The sequence below is a fragment of the Stenotrophomonas sp. 17(2023) genome, from assembly GCF_030345315.1.
GTDB lineage: Bacteria > Pseudomonadota > Gammaproteobacteria > Xanthomonadales > Xanthomonadaceae > Stenotrophomonas > Stenotrophomonas acidaminiphila.
The window spans coordinates 2,382,539-2,398,120 of sequence record NZ_CP128405.1 but is presented as its reverse complement, the minus strand read 5'-3'; the positions used below and the strand labels follow the sequence as shown (position 1 = coordinate 2,398,120).

Sequence of the window (15,582 nt, the reverse complement as noted above, 5' to 3'; positions counted from 1 at the left end):
GTACATGGCGACGACAATGCCTGCCGCGCCGCCGCGCGCCAGTGAGCCGGCTTACTGGACGTCGAGCCCCTCGACCTTCTGCCGCGCCACGCATGCGCATGGCAACGACAATGCCGGCCGCGCCGCCGCGCGCCATTGAGCCGGCTTACTGGACGTCGAGCCCCTCGACCTTCTGCCACCCCCTCGGCAACAGATGCCCGCGGCTGGCCCGCGCACCCACGTACGCATCCAGTTCCTTGAACGACAGGTTCATGGTGCGCTGGCCGCTGCGGACCTGCAGGGTGGCGCCCGGCGATACCGCGACCACCGCGACCACGCGCTCGGTGGCGAGCTTGGCCTTGGGGATCTCGATGATCTTGTTGCCCTTGCCCTTGTCCAGCTCGGGCAGTTCGGTGGCCGGGATGGCAAGCATGTTGCCGGCGCTGGTGACCGCGACGATGCGATCGGCCTGCGGGTTGGCCACCACCATCGGCTGCAGCACCGCCGCACCGGGGGACAGGTTGAGCATGGCCTTGCCGGCCTTGTTGCGGCCGGTGAGGTTCTCGAAGCGGGTGACGAAGCCGTAGCCGTGCGAGGAGGCGAGCACGAAGCGGGTGTCGTTGTCGCCGCTGGCCAGGGTGACGAAACTGCTGCCGGCGGCCGGCGAGAAGCGGCCGGTCAGCGGCTCGCCGTTGCCGCGCGCAGAGGGCAGGGTATGCGCCGGCGTGGAGTAGGCGCGGCCCTCGCTGTCGAGGAACGCCACCTGCTGGGTGCTGCGCCCGCGCACCGCCGCCAGCAGGCTGTCGCCCTCGCGGTAGGACAGGCCGGCGGCGTCCACGTCATGGCCCTTGGCCGCGCGCACCCAGCCCTTTTCCGACAGCACCACGGTGACCGGTTCGCTGGCCACCAGTTCGGTCTCGTCGATGGCCTGGGCGGCGTCGCGCTGCACCAGCGGCGAACGGCGCGCGTCGCCGAACTTCTTGGCGTCGGCCAGCAGTTCGTCCTTGACCAGCTTCCTGAGCCTGGCTGCGCTGCCGAGGATGGACAGGATCTTCTCGCGCTCGGCGGCCAGCTCGTCCTGCTCGCCGCGGATCTTCATTTCCTCCAGGCGTGCCAGCTGCTTGAGCTTGGTCTCCAGGATGTACTCGGCCTGGTCCTCGGACAGGCCGAAGCGGGCGATCAGCGCCGGCTTCGGTTCGTCCTCGGTGCGGATGATGCGGATCACCTCGTCCAGGTTGAGGAAGGCGACCAGCAGGCCTTCCAACAGGTGCAGGCGGCGCTCGACCTTCTGCAGCCGGTGGTTGAGGCGGCGGGTGACGGTGTCCTGGCGGAAGCGCAGCCACTCGCCCAGCAGCTGCCGCAGGTTCTTGACCTGCGGGCGGCCGTCCAGGCCGATGACGTTGAGGTTGACCCGGTAGCTCTTCTCCAGGTCGGTGGTGGCGAACAGGTGGCCCATCAGCTGCTCGGCGTCGACGCGGCTGGAGCGCGGGATCAGCACCACGCGCACCGGGTTGGCGTGGTCGGATTCGTCGCGGATGTCCTCCAGCCAGGGCAGCTTCTTGGCGCGCATCTGCTGGGCGATCTGCTCGATCACCTTGGACGGCGACACCTGGTGCGGCAGCGCGGTGATGACGATGTTGCTGGCTTCCTTCTGGAACGTGGCGCGGGCGCGCACGCTGCCATTGCCGGTCTCGTAGAGCTGCCGCAGGTCGCTGGCCGGGGTGATGATCTCGGCGGTGGTCGGGTAGTCCGGGCCCTTCACGTGCTCGCACAGGTCGGCGACGCTGGCGTCCGGGTCGTCGATCAGCCGCACCAGCGCGCTGACGATCTCGTTCAGGTTGTGCGGCGGTACGTCGGTGGCCATGCCCACGGCGATGCCGGTGGTTCCGTTGAGCAGCAGGTGCGGCAGCCGCGCCGGCAGCCAGCTAGGCTCCTCCAGCGTGCCGTCGAAGTTGGGCGACCAGTCGGTGGTGCCCTGGCCCAGTTCGCCCAGCAGCACTTCGGCGATCGGGGTCAGCTTGGATTCGGTATAGCGCATGGCCGCGAACGACTTGGGGTCGTCGCTGGAGCCGAAGTTGCCCTGGCCGTCGATCAGCGGGTAGCGGTAGGAGAACGGCTGGGCCATCAGCACCAGCGCCTCGTAGCAGGCGCTGTCGCCATGCGGGTGGTACTTGCCGATCACGTCGCCGACGGTGCGCGCGGACTTCTTCGGCTTGGACGCGGCGTTCAGGCCCAGCTCGCTCATCGAATAGATGATGCGGCGCTGCACCGGCTTGAGCCCGTCGCCGATGAAGGGCAGGGCGCGGTCCAGTACCACGTACATGGAGTAGTCGAGATAGGCGCGCTCGGCGTACTCGCGCAGCGGCTGCTGCTCGAAGCCGTGGAAGGAGGGGCGTACGAGTTCGGTCATGCGGGGCTGTTACCTGGTGCTGGGGGGCGGCGACGGCCGTCGCCCCCGCGAGCCGGTGATTATCCGGATGCGGTCGGGGATGCCAAGCCACGGGCCGTGCCCCGGCCCGGCAGGGGGCGGGATTGATCCAGTGCTGCAACAGCGCATTTCATGCCGGATGGAATATTTCCATTGAGAATTATTCTGGATGGAATAAAATCTCCGCCCATGATCTGCTCGACCTCCAATCCCCCCAGCTTCGGCCTGCTGCTGCGCCAGACGCGCGATGGCCTGGCCCGGCAACTCGACGCCTCGATGGCCGAAGAAAACATCGGCATCGGCTTCACCCATTTCGTGGGCCTGAAGACGCTGGCGCACATGGCCCCGTGCACCGCCAACGAACTGGCGCAGGCGCTGGACCAGGTGCCCAGCGCGGTGACCCGCCTGCTGGACAAGCTCGAATCGCTGGGCTGCGTGCGCCGCGAAGCGCATGCGCAGGACCGGCGCGCACTGCAGATCGTGCTGACCGAGCAGGGCCGCGAGCTGTGCGCGCGGCTCAAGAAACGCGGCGACGCGGTGATGGATTACGCGATGCGTGACCTGAGCCCCGACGAACGCGAGCAGCTGATGTCCCTTCTCACCCGCATCCGCGACTCCCTGACGCCCCCATGACCCTCTCTTCCCTCTCCCCCTCCCTGCGCCGCCGTTGCCGGCCGCTGTTGCCGGCAACGCTGCTGCTGGCGCTCGCGGCCTGCGCCAGCAGCGGCGGACTGCAGCCGCAGGGGCGGCTGCTCGATGCCGACAGCCTGCACAGCGAACGCACGTTGGCGACCAGCGACCTGGCCGTGGCCGCGTTTCCGGCCAGCGACTGGTGGCGCGCCTTCGGCGACCCGCAGCTGGATGCGCTGGTGGCCGAGGCGCTGGCCGGCCATCCCAGCCTGGATGCGGCCGATGCGCGCCTGCGCCAAGCCCAGGCCCAGGCCGGCGTCGCCCGCGCCGACCGCCTGCCCAGCCTGTCCGTGTCCGGTGGCTACACCGGCGTGCGCCTGCCCGAATCGATGGTCGGCGAGGAGCTCGGCGGCCGCTACATGGGCAGCGGCCAGGTCGCATTCGATTTCAGCTACGGGGTCGACCTGTGGGGCGGCAAGCGCGCCAGCTGGGAAGCGGCGGTGGACACGGTGCATGCCGCGGCCGTCGATGCCCAGGCCGCGCGCCTGAAGCTGGCCTCGGGCATCGTCCAGGCCTATGTCGAACTGGACCGGGCCTGGCGTGCCAACGACATCGCCGAGCAGGAACTGGAGCGTGCGCGCAAGACCGTGCAGCTGGTGCGCCAGCGCCGCGCCGCCGGCATCGACAGCGACCTGCAGGTGCGCCAGGCCGAAGCCCGCATTCCCACTGCGCAGCAGCAGCTGCAGGCCGCGCAGCAGCAGATCGACGCCGCGCGCACCGCGCTGGCCGCGCTGCTGGGGCAGGGCCCGGATCGTGGCCTGGGCATCGCCCGTCCGCAGGCGCTGGACGTGGCCGCGCTGCAGCTGCCGGGCGTGCTGCCCAGCGAACTGCTCGGGCGGCGCCCGGACATCGTCGCCGCACGCTGGCGCGTGGAAGCGGCCGGCAAGCAGATCAAGGTCGCCAAGGCCCGGTTTTACCCCAGTTTCAACCTGACCGCGCTGGCCGGCGTGGTCGCCCCCAACGTCGGCGACCTGCTCAGGAGCGGCTCGACCTTCGCCTACCTCGGCCCGGCGCTGAGCCTGCCGATCTTCGAGGGCGGGCGCCTGCGCGCCGGCCTGTCCGGTGCCGACGCCCAGTACGACCTGGCGGTGGCCGGCTACAACCAGGCACTGGTCGATGCGCTGCGCGAGGTGGCCGACCAGGTCAACGCGGTGCGCTCGCTCGAGCAGCAGGTGCAGTCGCAGCAGCAGGCGGTGGCCACCGCCGGCTCCGCCTTCGAGCTGGCCGGCCAGCGTTACCGCGCCGGCATCGGCAACTACCTGGACGTGCTGTCTGCGCAGTCGCAGTTGCTCGGTGCGCAGCAGGCGCTGGCCACGCTGCATTCGCAGCAGCTGCTGGCCGCGGCGCGGCTGACCCAGGCCCTGGGCGGTGGTTACGCGCCGCCGGCCGACGGCGTCGCCGCCCCGGTGTCTTCCTCCTCCTCCGTGTCCCCGCATTCCTGAGAAACACCCCATGAGCCAGACCCACACTCCTGAAGCCCCCGTCGTTGGCAGCCGCCGTGGCCGGCTGCTGCGCGGACTGCTTGCCATCATCATCCTGCTGCTGGCGGCGTTCGCGCTGTGGTACTTCGCCTTCGGCCGCTGGTTCGAGGAAACCGACGATGCCTACGTGCAGGGCAACCAGGTGCAGATCACCCCGCAGGTGGCCGGCACCGTGGTCGCCATCGCCGCCGACGACGGCATGCGCGTGGAGCGCGGCCAGCTGCTGGTGCAGCTGGACCCGGCCGACACCGAGGTGGCGCTGCAGCAGGCCGAAGCCAATCTGGCCCGCACCGTGCGCCAGGTCCGTGGCCTGTACCGCACCGTGGAGGGCGCGCAGGCCGACCTGAACGCCCGCCAGGTCACCCTGCGGCGCGTGCGCGAGGACTTCGCCCGGCGCCGGGACCTGGCCGCCAGCGGCGCGATCTCCAACGAGGAACTGGCCCATGCCCGCGACGAGCTGGCCGCGGCCGAAGCCGCGGTGGCCGGTTCGCGCGAAACGGTGGAGCGCAGCCGCGCGCTGGTCGACGACACCGTGGTCGCCACCCAGCCTGACGTGAAGGCCGCCGCCGCGCAGCTGCGCCAGGCGTGGCTCAACAATGCCCGCGCCGGCATCGTCGCGCCGGTCGCCGGTTATGTCGCGCGGCGCTCGGTGCAGGTCGGCCAGCGCGTGCAGCCGGGCACTGCGCTGATGGCGGTGGTGCCCGCCGAGCAGATGTGGGTGGATGCCAACTTCAAGGAAACCCAGCTGCGGCACATGCGCCTAGGCCAGGAAGTGGAGCTGCGCTCGGACCTGTACGGCGGCGACGTGAAGTACAAGGGCCGCATCACCAGCCTCGGGCTGGGGACCGGGTCGGCGTTCTCGCTGCTGCCGGCGCAGAACGCCAGCGGCAACTGGATCAAGATCGTGCAGCGCGTGCCGGTGCGCATCGCCATCGATGCCAGGCAGCTGGCCGAGCATCCGCTGCGCATCGGCCTGTCGATGAAGGCCGAGGTGAGCCTGCGCGACCAGAAGGGCGAGGTGCTGCCGGCCACGCCGGCCAAGGGCAACGTGTTCGACACCGACGTCTACGCCAGGCAGCTGCATGATGCCGACGCGGCGATCGCGCGGATCATCCACGACAACCTGCCGCGCCAGGCCCGGGCCGGCTGAGGTCGCCGCGCATGTCCGCTCAAGCTCCGGCCCTGCCGCAGCCGGCCGCCGGCTTCGCGCCGCCCAGCGTGGCGCTGTGCACCATCGGCCTGGCGATGGCCTCGTTCATGCAGGTGCTCGACACCACCATCGCCAACGTCTCGTTGCCGACCATCGCCGGCAACCTCGGCGCCAGTTCGCAGCAGGCGACCTGGGTGATCACCTCGTTCGCGGTCAGCACCGCCATCGCGCTGCCGCTGACCGGCTGGCTCAGCCGCCGTTTCGGCGAGCGCAGGCTGTTCGTGTGGGCGACGCTGGCCTTCGTCATCACCTCGCTGCTGTGCGGCCTGGCCCAGAGCATGGGCATGCTGGTGCTGTCGCGCGCGCTGCAGGGGTTCGTCGCCGGGCCGATGTACCCGATCACGCAGTCGCTGCTGGTGTCGATCTACCCGCGCGAGAAACGCGGCCAGGCACTGGCGCTGCTGGCCATGATCACGGTGGTCGCGCCGATCTGCGGGCCGATCCTCGGTGGCTGGATCACCGACAACTACAGCTGGGAATGGATCTTCCTGATCAACGTGCCGCTGGGCATCTTCGCGGCGCTGGTGGTCGGCAGCCAGCTCAAGGGCCGGCCCGAGCACATCGACACGCCGAAGATGGACTACGTCGGCCTGGTCACCCTGGTGATCGGCGTCGGCGCGCTGCAGCTGGTGCTGGACCTGGGCAACGACGAGGACTGGTTCGCCTCGACCAAGATCGTGGTGCTGTCGTGCGTGGCGGTGGTGTCGCTGGCGGTGTTCCTGATCTGGGAGCTGACCGACAAGGACCCCATCGTCGACCTGCGCCTGTTCCGCCATCGCAACTTCCGCGCCGGTACCCTGGCGATGGTGGTGGCGTACGCGGCGTTCTTCAGCGTGGCGCTGATGATGCCGCTGTGGCTGCAGCGCGACATGGGCTACACCGCGATCTGGGCGGGCCTGGCGACGGCGCCGATCGGCGTGCTGCCGGTGATCCTGGCGCCGTTGGTGGGCAAGTACGCGTCGCGTTACGACATGCGCATGCTCGCCTCCATCGCCTTCGTGTTCCTGTCGTTGACCAGCTTCATGCGCTCGGGCTTCAACCTGCAGGTGGACTTCCAGCACGTGGCCGGGGTGCAGCTGATCATGGGCGTGGGCGTGGCCCTGTTCTTCATGCCGGTGCTGCAGATCCTGCTGTCGGACCTGGACGGGCGCGAGATCGCCGCCGGCTCGGGCCTGGCCACCTTCCTGCGCACGCTGGGCGGCAGCTTCGCCGCGTCGCTGACCACCTGGCTGTGGGCGCACCGCACCCAGCAGCACCATGCGCACCTGACCGAGCACGTCTCGGCGTATACGCCGGGCATGCAGGAGCAGGTGCTGGCGATGGGGCGTGGCGACCTGCAGCACGGCGCGGCGCTGTTGAACAACATCATCGACCACCAGGCGTCGCAGATGGGCTTCAACGACATCTTCTACCTGCTGGGCTGGACCTTCCTGGCGATCATCGCCTTCCTGTGGCTGGCCAAGCCGCCGTTCGGCGCCGGTGCAGGCGCGGCCAGTGCCGGCGGCCATTGAGTCACTGCGATCCCCGCCCGCAAGGCGGGGATCGTCGTATCCGGGCAGGGGCGCTGGGCTGGACGCAACGTCGACGGAGTCGCAGCGGGCCGCAGATACGAAAAAACCCGCTTTCGCGGGTTTGATCTGTTGAGTCGTGGTGCCCAGGAGAGGACTCGAACCTCCACGGTTTTACCCGCTAGTACCTGAAACTAGTGCGTCTACCAATTCCGCCACCTGGGCGACTCAGGGCGGCAATTGTGCCGATGGGCGGACGCGGTGTCAACGCTTCGTGCAGGCGTTCGCGCGCAGGGTGCAGCCGATGGCGCGGGAAAGGACGCGTGCGCTGCGGGGCGTGCGCGCCGAAGCGGAAGCGCGTCCGGGCGCCACCTGTCGATGGCCACCCGAAGCGTCATGCAAAAAGGAGGGCGGGCAGCCACTTTCCAGGGAGTCCACCGCAGCGTGGCGCTGGTGGCCGCAGATACGAAAAAACCCGCTTTCGCGGGTTTGATCTGTTGAGTCGTGGTGCCCAGGAGAGGACTCGAACCTCCACGGTTTTACCCGCTAGTACCTGAAACTAGTGCGTCTACCAATTCCGCCACCTGGGCGACTCAGGAGCGGAATTATGCAGGGCATTCGCAGGGGCGTCAACAACGGGCTGCAGTGCGGGCCACTGCCTTCCGTCGCCCATGCCACCGGCGGCATGCCTCGGTTCCGTTCCACGGCGCAGGGCGCCGCATGCGGCTCGGGCATGGGCCGCACGCGGGCAACAAAAAACCCGCTTGCGCGGGTTTCTTCGTCTCGAATCGTGGTGCCCAGGAGAGGACTCGAACCTCCACGGTTTTACCCGCTAGTACCTGAAACTAGTGCGTCTACCAATTCCGCCACCTGGGCGATCCGAGCCGGAGATTCTGCTGACCGTGCCCGGGTTTGTCAACGTATTTCGGCATGGCGGTGGCCGTGCGGCGTACGCACTTCCTCCACGCCGCAGCGGGTACCATGGGGGCTGATGAAAAACAAAAAGACCCCCGGGGCCGGCAAGGCCCCCAAGTCCGCCCCCGGCGCAACGCCGGGCACGCCCCGCAAGCCGGCCAAGCTGCCGCCGTGGATGCCGGAGAGCCTGGCCACGCCCGCCAAGGGCGGCCGCGGCAAATCCCGCGACAGCGCGCCACCGAAGAGTTTCGTGCGTGGCCGCTCGCGGCCGGCGCCGGCCGCGGTCCTCGACGACCCCTATGCCGCGCGTGAAGCCGAGCGCTACGCCCAGCCCATTGCCAGCCGCGAGGCGATCCTGCAGCTGCTGGACCGCTGCGACGGGCCGCAGAACGCCGAGGAGATCGGTGCGCGGCTCGGCCTGACCGAACCGGAGCGCGCCGACGCGCTGGCCAAGCGCCTGGGCGCGATGGTGCGCGACGGGCAGCTGGTGCAGAACCGCCGCGGCGGCTTCGCCCCGGTGCTGGTCACCAACCTGATTCCCGGTGTGGTCATCGCCAACCCGGAAGGGTTCGGCTTCCTGCGCCCGGACGAAGGTGGCGACGACCTGTTCCTGCCGCCGTACGAGATGCGCAAGGTCATGCATGGCGACCGCGCGCTGGCCAATGTCACCGGCATCGACCGCCGCGGCCGCCGCGAAGGCAGCATCGCGCGCGTGCTCGAGCGTGGCGTCAACCGCCTGATCGGCAACTTCAGCGTCGAGATGGGCATCAACTACGTGGTGCCGGACGACAAGCGCATCCAGCGCAGCATCCAGATCCCGGCCGACGCCACCGGTGGTGCGAAGGACGGCCAGCTGGTGGTGTGCGAACTGACCCAGGCGCCGGATACGCGGCGCCCGCCGATCGGCAGGGTCATCGCCGTGCTCGGCGACAAGCTGACCCCGTCGCTGGTGGTGGAAACCGCCATCCACGGCCACGACCTGCCGCATGAGTTCCCGCCGGAAGTGCTCGACGAGGCGACGGCGATCCCGATGACGGTGGACCCGACGATGATCGGCACCCGCGTGGACCTGCGCGCGCTGCCGCTGGTGACCATCGACGGCGAGGACGCCAAGGACTTCGACGACGCGGTGTTCTGCGAGCCGAACCGGGACGGCTTCCGGCTGGTGGTGGCCATCGCCGACGTCTCGCACTACGTGCGCCCCGGCACGCCGCTGGACGATGAGGCGCTCAAGCGCGCCACCTCGGTGTACTTCCCCGGCTACGTGGTGCCGATGCTGCCGGAGACGCTGTCCAACGGCATCTGCTCGCTGCGGCCGAAGGAAGACCGCATGTGCTTCGTCTGCGACATGCAGGTGGACCGCAAGGGCGAGGTGGTGCAGTCGCGCTTCTACGAGGCGGTGATGAACTCGCATGCGCGCCTGACCTACACCCAGGTGTGGAACGCGGTGGGCGAGGACGACGCCGACGCCAAGGCGTTCATCGGCCCGCTGCTGCCGCAGATCCAGAGCCTGCACCAGCTGTACCGCATCCTGGCCAAGGCGCGCGAACGCCGCGGCGCGATCGAGTTCGAGTCCTCGGAAGTGCGCTTCGTGCTGGACAACCGCGGCGAGGTCACCCAGGCCGGCATGCTGGTGCGCAACGACGCGCACAAGCTGATCGAGGAGTGCATGATCGCGGCCAACGTCGAGGCCGCGCGCTACCTGCTGGCGACCCATATCCCGGCACCGTTCCGGGTGCACGAGCGGCCGCCGGAATCCAAGTTCGCCGACCTGCTGGAGTTCCTCAAGGAATTCAAGCTGAGCCTGCCGGCGTGGAGCAAGGTGCAGCCGGGCGACTACACCCGGTTGCTGAAGAAGGTGCGCGAGCGTCCGGACGCGGCGCTGCTGGAGTCGGTGCTGCTGCGCAGCCAGTCGCTGGCGGTGTACTCGCCGGACAACAACGGCCACTTCGGCCTGGCGCTGGAGGCCTACGCGCACTTCACCTCGCCGATCCGCCGCTATCCGGACCTGCTGGTGCACCGTGCCATCAAGTACGCGCTCACCGGCGGCCCGCGCGACAAGTACACCTACACGCCGCGCGAGATGGCGGCGCTGGCGCTGCAGTGTTCCGAGCGCGAGCGCCGTGCCGACGAAGCCGAGCGCGAGGTGGACGAGCGGTTCCGCGCCGCCTGGATGGAGAAGCACGTCGGCGGCCAGTTCGATGGCGTCATCAGCGGCGTGACCAGCTTCGGGCTGTTCGTGGAGCTGGACGAATCCAAGGTCAACGGGCTGGTACACGTCACCCAGCTGCCGCACGACTATTACCAGTTCGACCCGATGCGCAAGACGCTTACCGGCGACCGCCGCGGCAACCAGTTCCGGCTGGGCGACCGGGTGCGCATCCTGGTGCTCAAGGCCAGCATGGAGGACCGCAAGATCGACTTCCGCCTGGTCGAGCGGCTCGATGGCGACGCCAGCGCGGCGGACCAGGGCCTGCCGCCGCTGCCGGCGCGCGGCAAGCCGGCCAAGCGCGCCAAGCAGAAGTACTGACGCGGCGGCGGCCGGTGCCCGCACCGGCCGTCTGCGTTGCGCCACGGGCCCGGCGGGAGCCGCGCGGGTCGCGCATGGACCGCCTGCTCCCCGGGGCGGGCGGGCAGGCCCCGCCAGCGCGTGCGGGCCACCCGCGCGATACGGCCAGCAGGGCCATACCCGGCCATGGCGCCGGCAGTCGCCTGCCGCAGCATCCGGCCTGGCGCAACCGGCCACGCGGCGGCCGGCAGGGGCGGATCGGGCGCGGCCGGGGCCGGGCCATGCCCCGGCGTCCGTTCAGCCGGCACGGTGCCGGCCGGGCCGATGCACTACCATTACGCGCCCAACTCCCCCTCGCGCGGTCGCAATGAGCAAGCAGAACCAGTGGATCGTCGGCGTCAATGCCGTGGCTTCGTCGATCGAGAAGGACCCGGACAACGTCCGCGAGGTGCTGATCGAGGCCGGCAGCAAGAACGCGCGGCTGGTGGAGATCGAGGAGAACGCGCGGCGCAAGGGCATCGACGTGCGCCGCGTGGCCGCGCAGGCGCTGGGCGGCGTGGCCGGGCAGGTGCGCCACCAGGGCGTGGTCGCGCGCTACGCCGCGGCGAAGCTGTGGGGCGAGAACGAGCTGGAAGGGCTGGTCGAGGCCGCCGAGGGCAAGGCGCTGCTGCTGGTGCTGGACGAGGTGCAGGACCCGCACAACCTCGGCGCCTGCCTGCGCAGCGCCGCCGCCGCCGGCGTCACCGCGGTGGTGATTCCCAAGGACAAGAGCGCGCCGGTCAACGCCACCGTGCGCAAGACCAGCGCCGGCGCGGCCGACCGTATTCCGGTGGTGGCGGTGACCAACCTGGTGCGTTGCCTGAAGGATCTGCAGAAGCAGGGCGTGTGGCTGTACGGGCTGGCCGGCGAGGCGGAGCAGACCATCCACCAGCTGGACCTGCGCGGCAACGTGGCGCTGGTGATGGGCGGCGAGTCCGACGGCCTGCGCCGGCTGACCCGCGAGACCTGCGACGGCCTGGTGCGGATCCCGATGCCGGGCGACGTGGAAAGCCTCAATGTGTCGGTGGCCACCGGCGTGGCGCTGTTCGAGGCGGTGCGGCAGCGGCTTTGAGCAGCGCCGGCAGCTGACCGGCGCCGCACGCGGAAACGCCGGGCCTGGCCCGGCGTTCGCGTATCAGGTGTGGTCGACCGTGCTGGTCTCGTCGCGCTTCTCGCGCGGCGGCAGCGGTGCGTCGCCATGGACCAGGAACCAGACGTTCTCGGCGATGTTGGTGGCGTGGTCGCCGATCCGCTCCAGGTTCTTGGCCATGAACAGCAGGTGCGTGCACGGGGTGATGTTGCGCGGGTCTTCCATCATGTAGGTGAGCAGCTCGCGGAACAGCGCGGTGTACTGCGCGTCCAGCCGGGCGTCGTCCTCGCGCAGCGCCTGGGCGGCCTCGGCGTCGTTGTCGCGATAGGCGTCGAGCGCGCGCCGGACCTGCTGCGCGGCGAGCCGGCCAAGCGCGCGCAGGCCCTGGACCTGCGGCAGCGGCGGTACCGCGGCCAGCGCGATGGAGCGCTTGGCGACGTTGGCGGCGTAATCGCCGATGCGCTCGATGTCGGCCGGGATGCGCAGCCCGGCGAGGATCTCGCGCAGGTCGCGCGCCATAGGGCCGCGCAGGGCCAGGCGCATCACGTCGTGGCTGATCTGCTGCTCCAGCGCGTCGATGGCCTCGTCGTTGGCGATGATGCGCCGCGCGGCGCTCTCGTCGCGGCGTTCGATCACGTCCAGCGCGGCCTCGAGCTGGGCGACGGACATCTCGCCCATGCGCACGATCTCGGCCCCCAGGCGGTGCTGTTCCTCGTCGTAGCTTCTCACGATGTGGTCGTTGGGATGGGTGTTCATGGGCGTCTCTGGGCTATGACGGAAGCGGGAGTACGGAAGGTGGCTCGTTCGAAGCAGATCGCCGCTGCCGCACCGGCATTCGATTTGCTGCGGCCGTGGCGGCGGCAGCGCCCGGGTGCGTGGCCGGCGCACCGCATGGTGCAGCCTGCCGGTCGCGGCCGATGCCGGCGGTGCATCGACCAGGCGCGCGCCTTCAGCCGAACCTGCCGGTGATGTAGTCCTCGGTCTGCTGCCGGGACGGGTTGGAGAAGATCACGTCGGTGCGGTCGTGCTCGATCAGGTCGCCCAGGTACATGAAGGCGGTGTAGTCGGACACGCGCGCGGCCTGCTGCATGTTGTGGGTGACGATGGCGATGGTGTAGTCGTTCTTGAGTTCCTCGACCAGCTGCTCGATGCGGCTGGTGGAGATCGGGTCCAGCGCCGAGGTCGGTTCGTCCAGCAGCAGCACGTCGGGCTTGAGCGCCACCGCGCGGGCGATGCACAGGCGCTGCTGCTGGCCGCCGGACAGGCCCAGCGCGCTCTGGCCCAGCTTGTCCTTGACCTCGTCCCACAGCGCGCCCTGGCGCAGCGCGTGCTCGACGCGGTCGGCCATGTCGGCCTTGGACAGCTTCTCGTGGTGGCGGATGCCGTAGGCCACGTTCTCGAAGATGGTCATCGGGAACGGCACCGGCTTCTGGAACACCATGCCGACCTTGGAGCGCAGGCGGTTCATCGGGTACTTCGGCGAGAGGATGTTCTCGCCGTCAAGCAGTACTTCGCCGCGGGCTTCGAGCTTGGGGTACAGCGCGTAGATGCGGTTGAAGATGCGCAGCAGGGTGGACTTGCCGCAGCCGGACGGCCCGATCAGCGCGGTGACGCGCTTTTCCGGGATTTCCAGGTTGATGTTCTTCAACGCATGGAACTGGCCGTAGTAGAAGTCCAGGCCGCGCGCGGCGAGCTTGACCGGTGCCGGGGTCTGCAGGTCCTGGTGCGCGGAGGGCACGGCGATGCGCTGCATCGGCACGGCATTGGTGAGGTCGTTCATGGGCAGGTCCATGGAAGGAAGTCGGTCGTTCGGATCAGTCGTTCGAGATGCGGTTGCGCAGCAGCAGGCCGCGCGCGGACAGGCTGACCAGCAGCACGAACACGGTCAGCACCAGGGCGCCGGCCCAGGCCAGCACCTGCCACGATTCATAGGGGCTGCCGGCGAACTGGTTCATCACCACCGGCACCGAGGCCATCGGCTGGAACACGTTGCTGTTCCAGTACTGGTTGCCGAAGGCGGTGAACAGCAGCGGCGCGGTCTCGCCGCTGATTCTTGCCAGGGCGAGCAGGATGCCGGTGACGATGCCGGCCATGGCGCTGCGGTACAGCACCTGCACGATCACCTTCCACTGCGGCACGCCCAGCGCCAGCGCCGCCTCGCGCATCTGCACCGGCACCAGCCGCAGCATCTCGTCGGTGGTGCGGATGACCACCGGCAGCACGATGAAGGCCAGCGACAGCGCGCCGGCGAAGGCCGAGAAGTTGCCGCCGGTCTGCATCACGTACAGGGTGTAGACGAACAGGCCCAGCACGATCGACGGTGCCGACAGCAGGATGTCGTTGACGAAGCGCACCACCGTGCCGGCCTTGCGCGCATTGCCGTACTCGGCCAGCCAGGTGCCGGCGGCCACGCCCAGCGGGGTGCCGATGGCGATGGCCAGGGCGCACATCACCGCGCTGCCGAAGAAGGCGTTGAGCAGGCCGCCTTCCTGCATCGGTGGCGGCGTCATCCTGGTGAACAGGTCCAGGTTGATGCCCGGCAGGCCCTTGGACAGCAGGGTCCACAGGATCCAGCCCAGGAACAGCAGGCCGAACGCGGCGGTGGCGCAGGCCATCAGCAGCGCGGCGCCGTTGACGATGCGGCGGCGCAGGTACAGCGCGTCGCTGGTTTTCATGGCGGCGGACATCAGTTGCCCTCCTTGCGGGACAGGCGCAGCAGCATCAGGCGGGCGATGGCGAGCACCACGAAGGTGACGATGAACAGCACGAAGCCCAGCAGCAGCAATGCCGAGCGGTAGGTTTCGGTGGCTTCGCCGAAATCGTTGGCGATCAGTGCGGCGATGGTGGTGCCCGGCTCCAGCAGCGACGGCGTCAGGCGCACGCTGTTGCCGATCACGAAGGCCACGGCCATGGTCTCGCCGAGGGCGCGGCCGAGGCCGAGGAAGATGCCGCCGATCACCGCCGAGCGGGTGTAGGGCAGGACGATGTCCCAGCTCACTTCCCACTTGGTCGAGCCCAGCGCGTAGGCCGACTCCTTCAGGCGGGTCGGCACGGTGAGGAACACCTCGCGCATCACCGAGGAGATGAAGGGGATCACCATGATCGCCAGCACGAAGCCGGCGGTGAGCATGCCGATGCCCAGCGGCGGGCCCTGGAACAGCACGCCGATCACCGGCAGTTCGCCCAGGTGGTCATTGAGGAACGGGGTGACGTACTCGGTCATCACCGGCACCAGCACGAACAGGCCCCACATGCCGTAGATGATCGAGGGAATGCCGGCCAGCAGCTCGATGGCGGTGCCGACCGGGCCGCGCAGCCAGCGAGGGGCGACTTCGGTCAGGAAGAAGGCGATGCCGAAGCTGACCGGCACCGCGATCAGCATGGCGATGACGGCGGTGACGATGGTGCCGTAGATCGGCGCCAGCGCGCCGAACCGGTTTTCGACCGGGTTCCAGTCGGCGGTGTAGAAGAAGCTCAGCCCCTGTTCCTGCAGGGCATGGCGTCCGCCCCACAGCATCGACAGCGCGGCGCAGGCCAGTGCGGTGAGCACCAGCACCACGGTGACGATCAGGAACCCGCGGAACAGGCGGTCGTTGCGTGCGTCGCGCTGGTCGCGCGTGCTGGGCAGTGCAAGGGACGATGCGGTGGCGTTCATGGCTGCGGCATGGCCTGAGGGGGAGGGTGGCGGGAGGTGGAGCGGAACGCCGCGCGTGGTGGGCGCGGCGTCCTTTCA

The 15,582-nt window shown here is 69.5% G+C and carries 11 protein-coding genes and 3 tRNA genes; 6 read left to right on the top strand and 8 right to left on the bottom strand.

Annotated elements, in window-relative coordinates; translation table 11 throughout:
- Positions 1-145: 145 nt before the first annotated feature.
- Positions 146-2,389 carry a DNA topoisomerase IV subunit A gene (gene parC / locus QQA12_RS10810; RefSeq protein ID WP_226049287.1) on the bottom strand — a complete coding sequence of 748 codons (2,244 nt, stop codon included), beginning with the start codon at positions 2,387-2,389 and terminating at the stop codon, positions 146-148.
- Between the two features lie 207 nt (positions 2,390-2,596).
- Here parC and QQA12_RS10805 point away from each other — a divergent pair, with 207 nt between their 5' ends.
- From QQA12_RS10805 to QQA12_RS10790, 4 genes are read left to right on the top strand one after another with little or no spacing between them, the layout of a single operon-like run.
- On the top strand, positions 2,597-3,040 hold the full coding sequence (locus QQA12_RS10805; RefSeq protein WP_054666787.1) for a MarR family transcriptional regulator: 444 nt from the start codon (positions 2,597-2,599) through the stop codon (positions 3,038-3,040).
- On the top strand, positions 3,037-4,539 hold the full coding sequence (locus QQA12_RS10800) for an efflux transporter outer membrane subunit (protein ID WP_056931478.1): 1,503 nt from the start codon (positions 3,037-3,039) through the stop codon (positions 4,537-4,539). Before QQA12_RS10805 ends, QQA12_RS10800 begins: the two co-directional genes overlap by 4 nt.
- A 10-nt stretch (positions 4,540-4,549) precedes the next feature.
- Entirely contained in the window at positions 4,550-5,728 is a 1,179-nt protein-coding gene (locus tag QQA12_RS10795) for a biotin/lipoyl-binding protein (protein ID WP_056931479.1), read from the top strand.
- Positions 5,729-5,739: 11 nt separating this feature from the next.
- On the top strand, positions 5,740-7,299 hold the full coding sequence (locus QQA12_RS10790) for a DHA2 family efflux MFS transporter permease subunit (protein ID WP_056931480.1): 1,560 nt from the start codon (positions 5,740-5,742) through the stop codon (positions 7,297-7,299).
- A 137-nt stretch (positions 7,300-7,436) separates the two neighbouring features.
- Here QQA12_RS10790 and QQA12_RS10785 read toward each other — a convergent pair.
- The 3 genes from QQA12_RS10785 to QQA12_RS10775 form a co-directional block, all read right to left on the bottom strand.
- Positions 7,437-7,521, bottom strand: a tRNA-Leu gene (locus QQA12_RS10785).
- A 280-nt stretch (positions 7,522-7,801) separates the two neighbouring features.
- Positions 7,802-7,886 (bottom strand) — tRNA-Leu (locus QQA12_RS10780).
- A 201-nt stretch (positions 7,887-8,087) separates the two neighbouring features.
- A tRNA-Leu gene (locus tag QQA12_RS10775) sits at positions 8,088-8,172 on the bottom strand.
- Between the two features lie 115 nt (positions 8,173-8,287).
- Between QQA12_RS10775 and rnr the strand changes: the two genes are divergently transcribed.
- Together rnr and rlmB are read left to right on the top strand one after the other, a co-directional pair.
- Positions 8,288-10,741: a ribonuclease R gene (gene rnr / locus QQA12_RS10770; protein ID WP_226049286.1), complete on the top strand. Its 2,454-nt coding sequence runs from the start codon at positions 8,288-8,290 to the stop codon at positions 10,739-10,741.
- Between the two features lie 346 nt (positions 10,742-11,087).
- On the top strand, positions 11,088-11,831 hold the full coding sequence (rlmB, locus tag QQA12_RS10765) for a 23S rRNA (guanosine(2251)-2'-O)-methyltransferase RlmB (protein WP_054666779.1): 744 nt from the start codon (positions 11,088-11,090) through the stop codon (positions 11,829-11,831).
- Positions 11,832-11,894: 63 nt separating this feature from the next.
- On the opposite strand, the gene phoU is transcribed toward rlmB, so the two are convergent.
- The 4 genes from phoU to pstC all read right to left on the bottom strand — a co-directional run bounded on the left by phoU (position 11,895) and on the right by pstC (position 15,504).
- On the bottom strand, positions 11,895-12,605 hold the full coding sequence (phoU, locus tag QQA12_RS10760; protein WP_226049285.1) for a phosphate signaling complex protein PhoU: 711 nt from the start codon (positions 12,603-12,605) through the stop codon (positions 11,895-11,897).
- Positions 12,606-12,798: 193 nt separating this feature from the next.
- On the bottom strand, positions 12,799-13,629 hold the full coding sequence (gene pstB, locus QQA12_RS10755) for a phosphate ABC transporter ATP-binding protein PstB (RefSeq protein WP_054668727.1): 831 nt from the start codon (positions 13,627-13,629) through the stop codon (positions 12,799-12,801).
- Positions 13,630-13,663: 34 nt separating this feature from the next.
- Positions 13,664-14,536 carry a phosphate ABC transporter permease PstA gene (pstA, locus tag QQA12_RS10750; RefSeq protein WP_054666772.1) on the bottom strand — a complete coding sequence of 291 codons (873 nt, stop codon included), beginning with the start codon at positions 14,534-14,536 and terminating at the stop codon, positions 13,664-13,666.
- Positions 14,536-15,504 carry a phosphate ABC transporter permease subunit PstC gene (pstC, locus tag QQA12_RS10745; RefSeq protein ID WP_054666769.1) on the bottom strand — a complete coding sequence of 323 codons (969 nt, stop codon included), beginning with the start codon at positions 15,502-15,504 and terminating at the stop codon, positions 14,536-14,538. Before pstC ends, pstA begins: the two co-directional genes overlap by 1 nt.
- Positions 15,505-15,582 lie beyond the last annotated feature (78 nt).

Coding starts and splice junctions, on each gene's coding strand:
- QQA12_RS10805 (WP_054666787.1), top strand. CDS start 2,597: ATGATCTGCTCGACCTCCAATCCCCCCAGCTTCGGCCTGCTGCTGCGC.
- pstA (WP_054666772.1), bottom strand. CDS start 14,536: ATGTCCGCCGCCATGAAAACCAGCGACGCGCTGTACCTGCGCCGCCGC.
- QQA12_RS10795 (WP_056931479.1), top strand. CDS start 4,550: ATGAGCCAGACCCACACTCCTGAAGCCCCCGTCGTTGGCAGCCGCCGT.
- QQA12_RS10790 (WP_056931480.1), top strand. CDS start 5,740: ATGTCCGCTCAAGCTCCGGCCCTGCCGCAGCCGGCCGCCGGCTTCGCG.
- rnr (WP_226049286.1), top strand. CDS start 8,288: ATGAAAAACAAAAAGACCCCCGGGGCCGGCAAGGCCCCCAAGTCCGCC.
- parC (WP_226049287.1), bottom strand. CDS start 2,389: ATGACCGAACTCGTACGCCCCTCCTTCCACGGCTTCGAGCAGCAGCCG.
- QQA12_RS10800 (WP_056931478.1), top strand. CDS start 3,037: ATGACCCTCTCTTCCCTCTCCCCCTCCCTGCGCCGCCGTTGCCGGCCG.
- rlmB (WP_054666779.1), top strand. CDS start 11,088: ATGAGCAAGCAGAACCAGTGGATCGTCGGCGTCAATGCCGTGGCTTCG.
- pstC (WP_054666769.1), bottom strand. CDS start 15,504: ATGAACGCCACCGCATCGTCCCTTGCACTGCCCAGCACGCGCGACCAG.
- phoU (WP_226049285.1), bottom strand. CDS start 12,605: ATGAACACCCATCCCAACGACCACATCGTGAGAAGCTACGACGAGGAA.
- pstB (WP_054668727.1), bottom strand. CDS start 13,629: ATGAACGACCTCACCAATGCCGTGCCGATGCAGCGCATCGCCGTGCCC.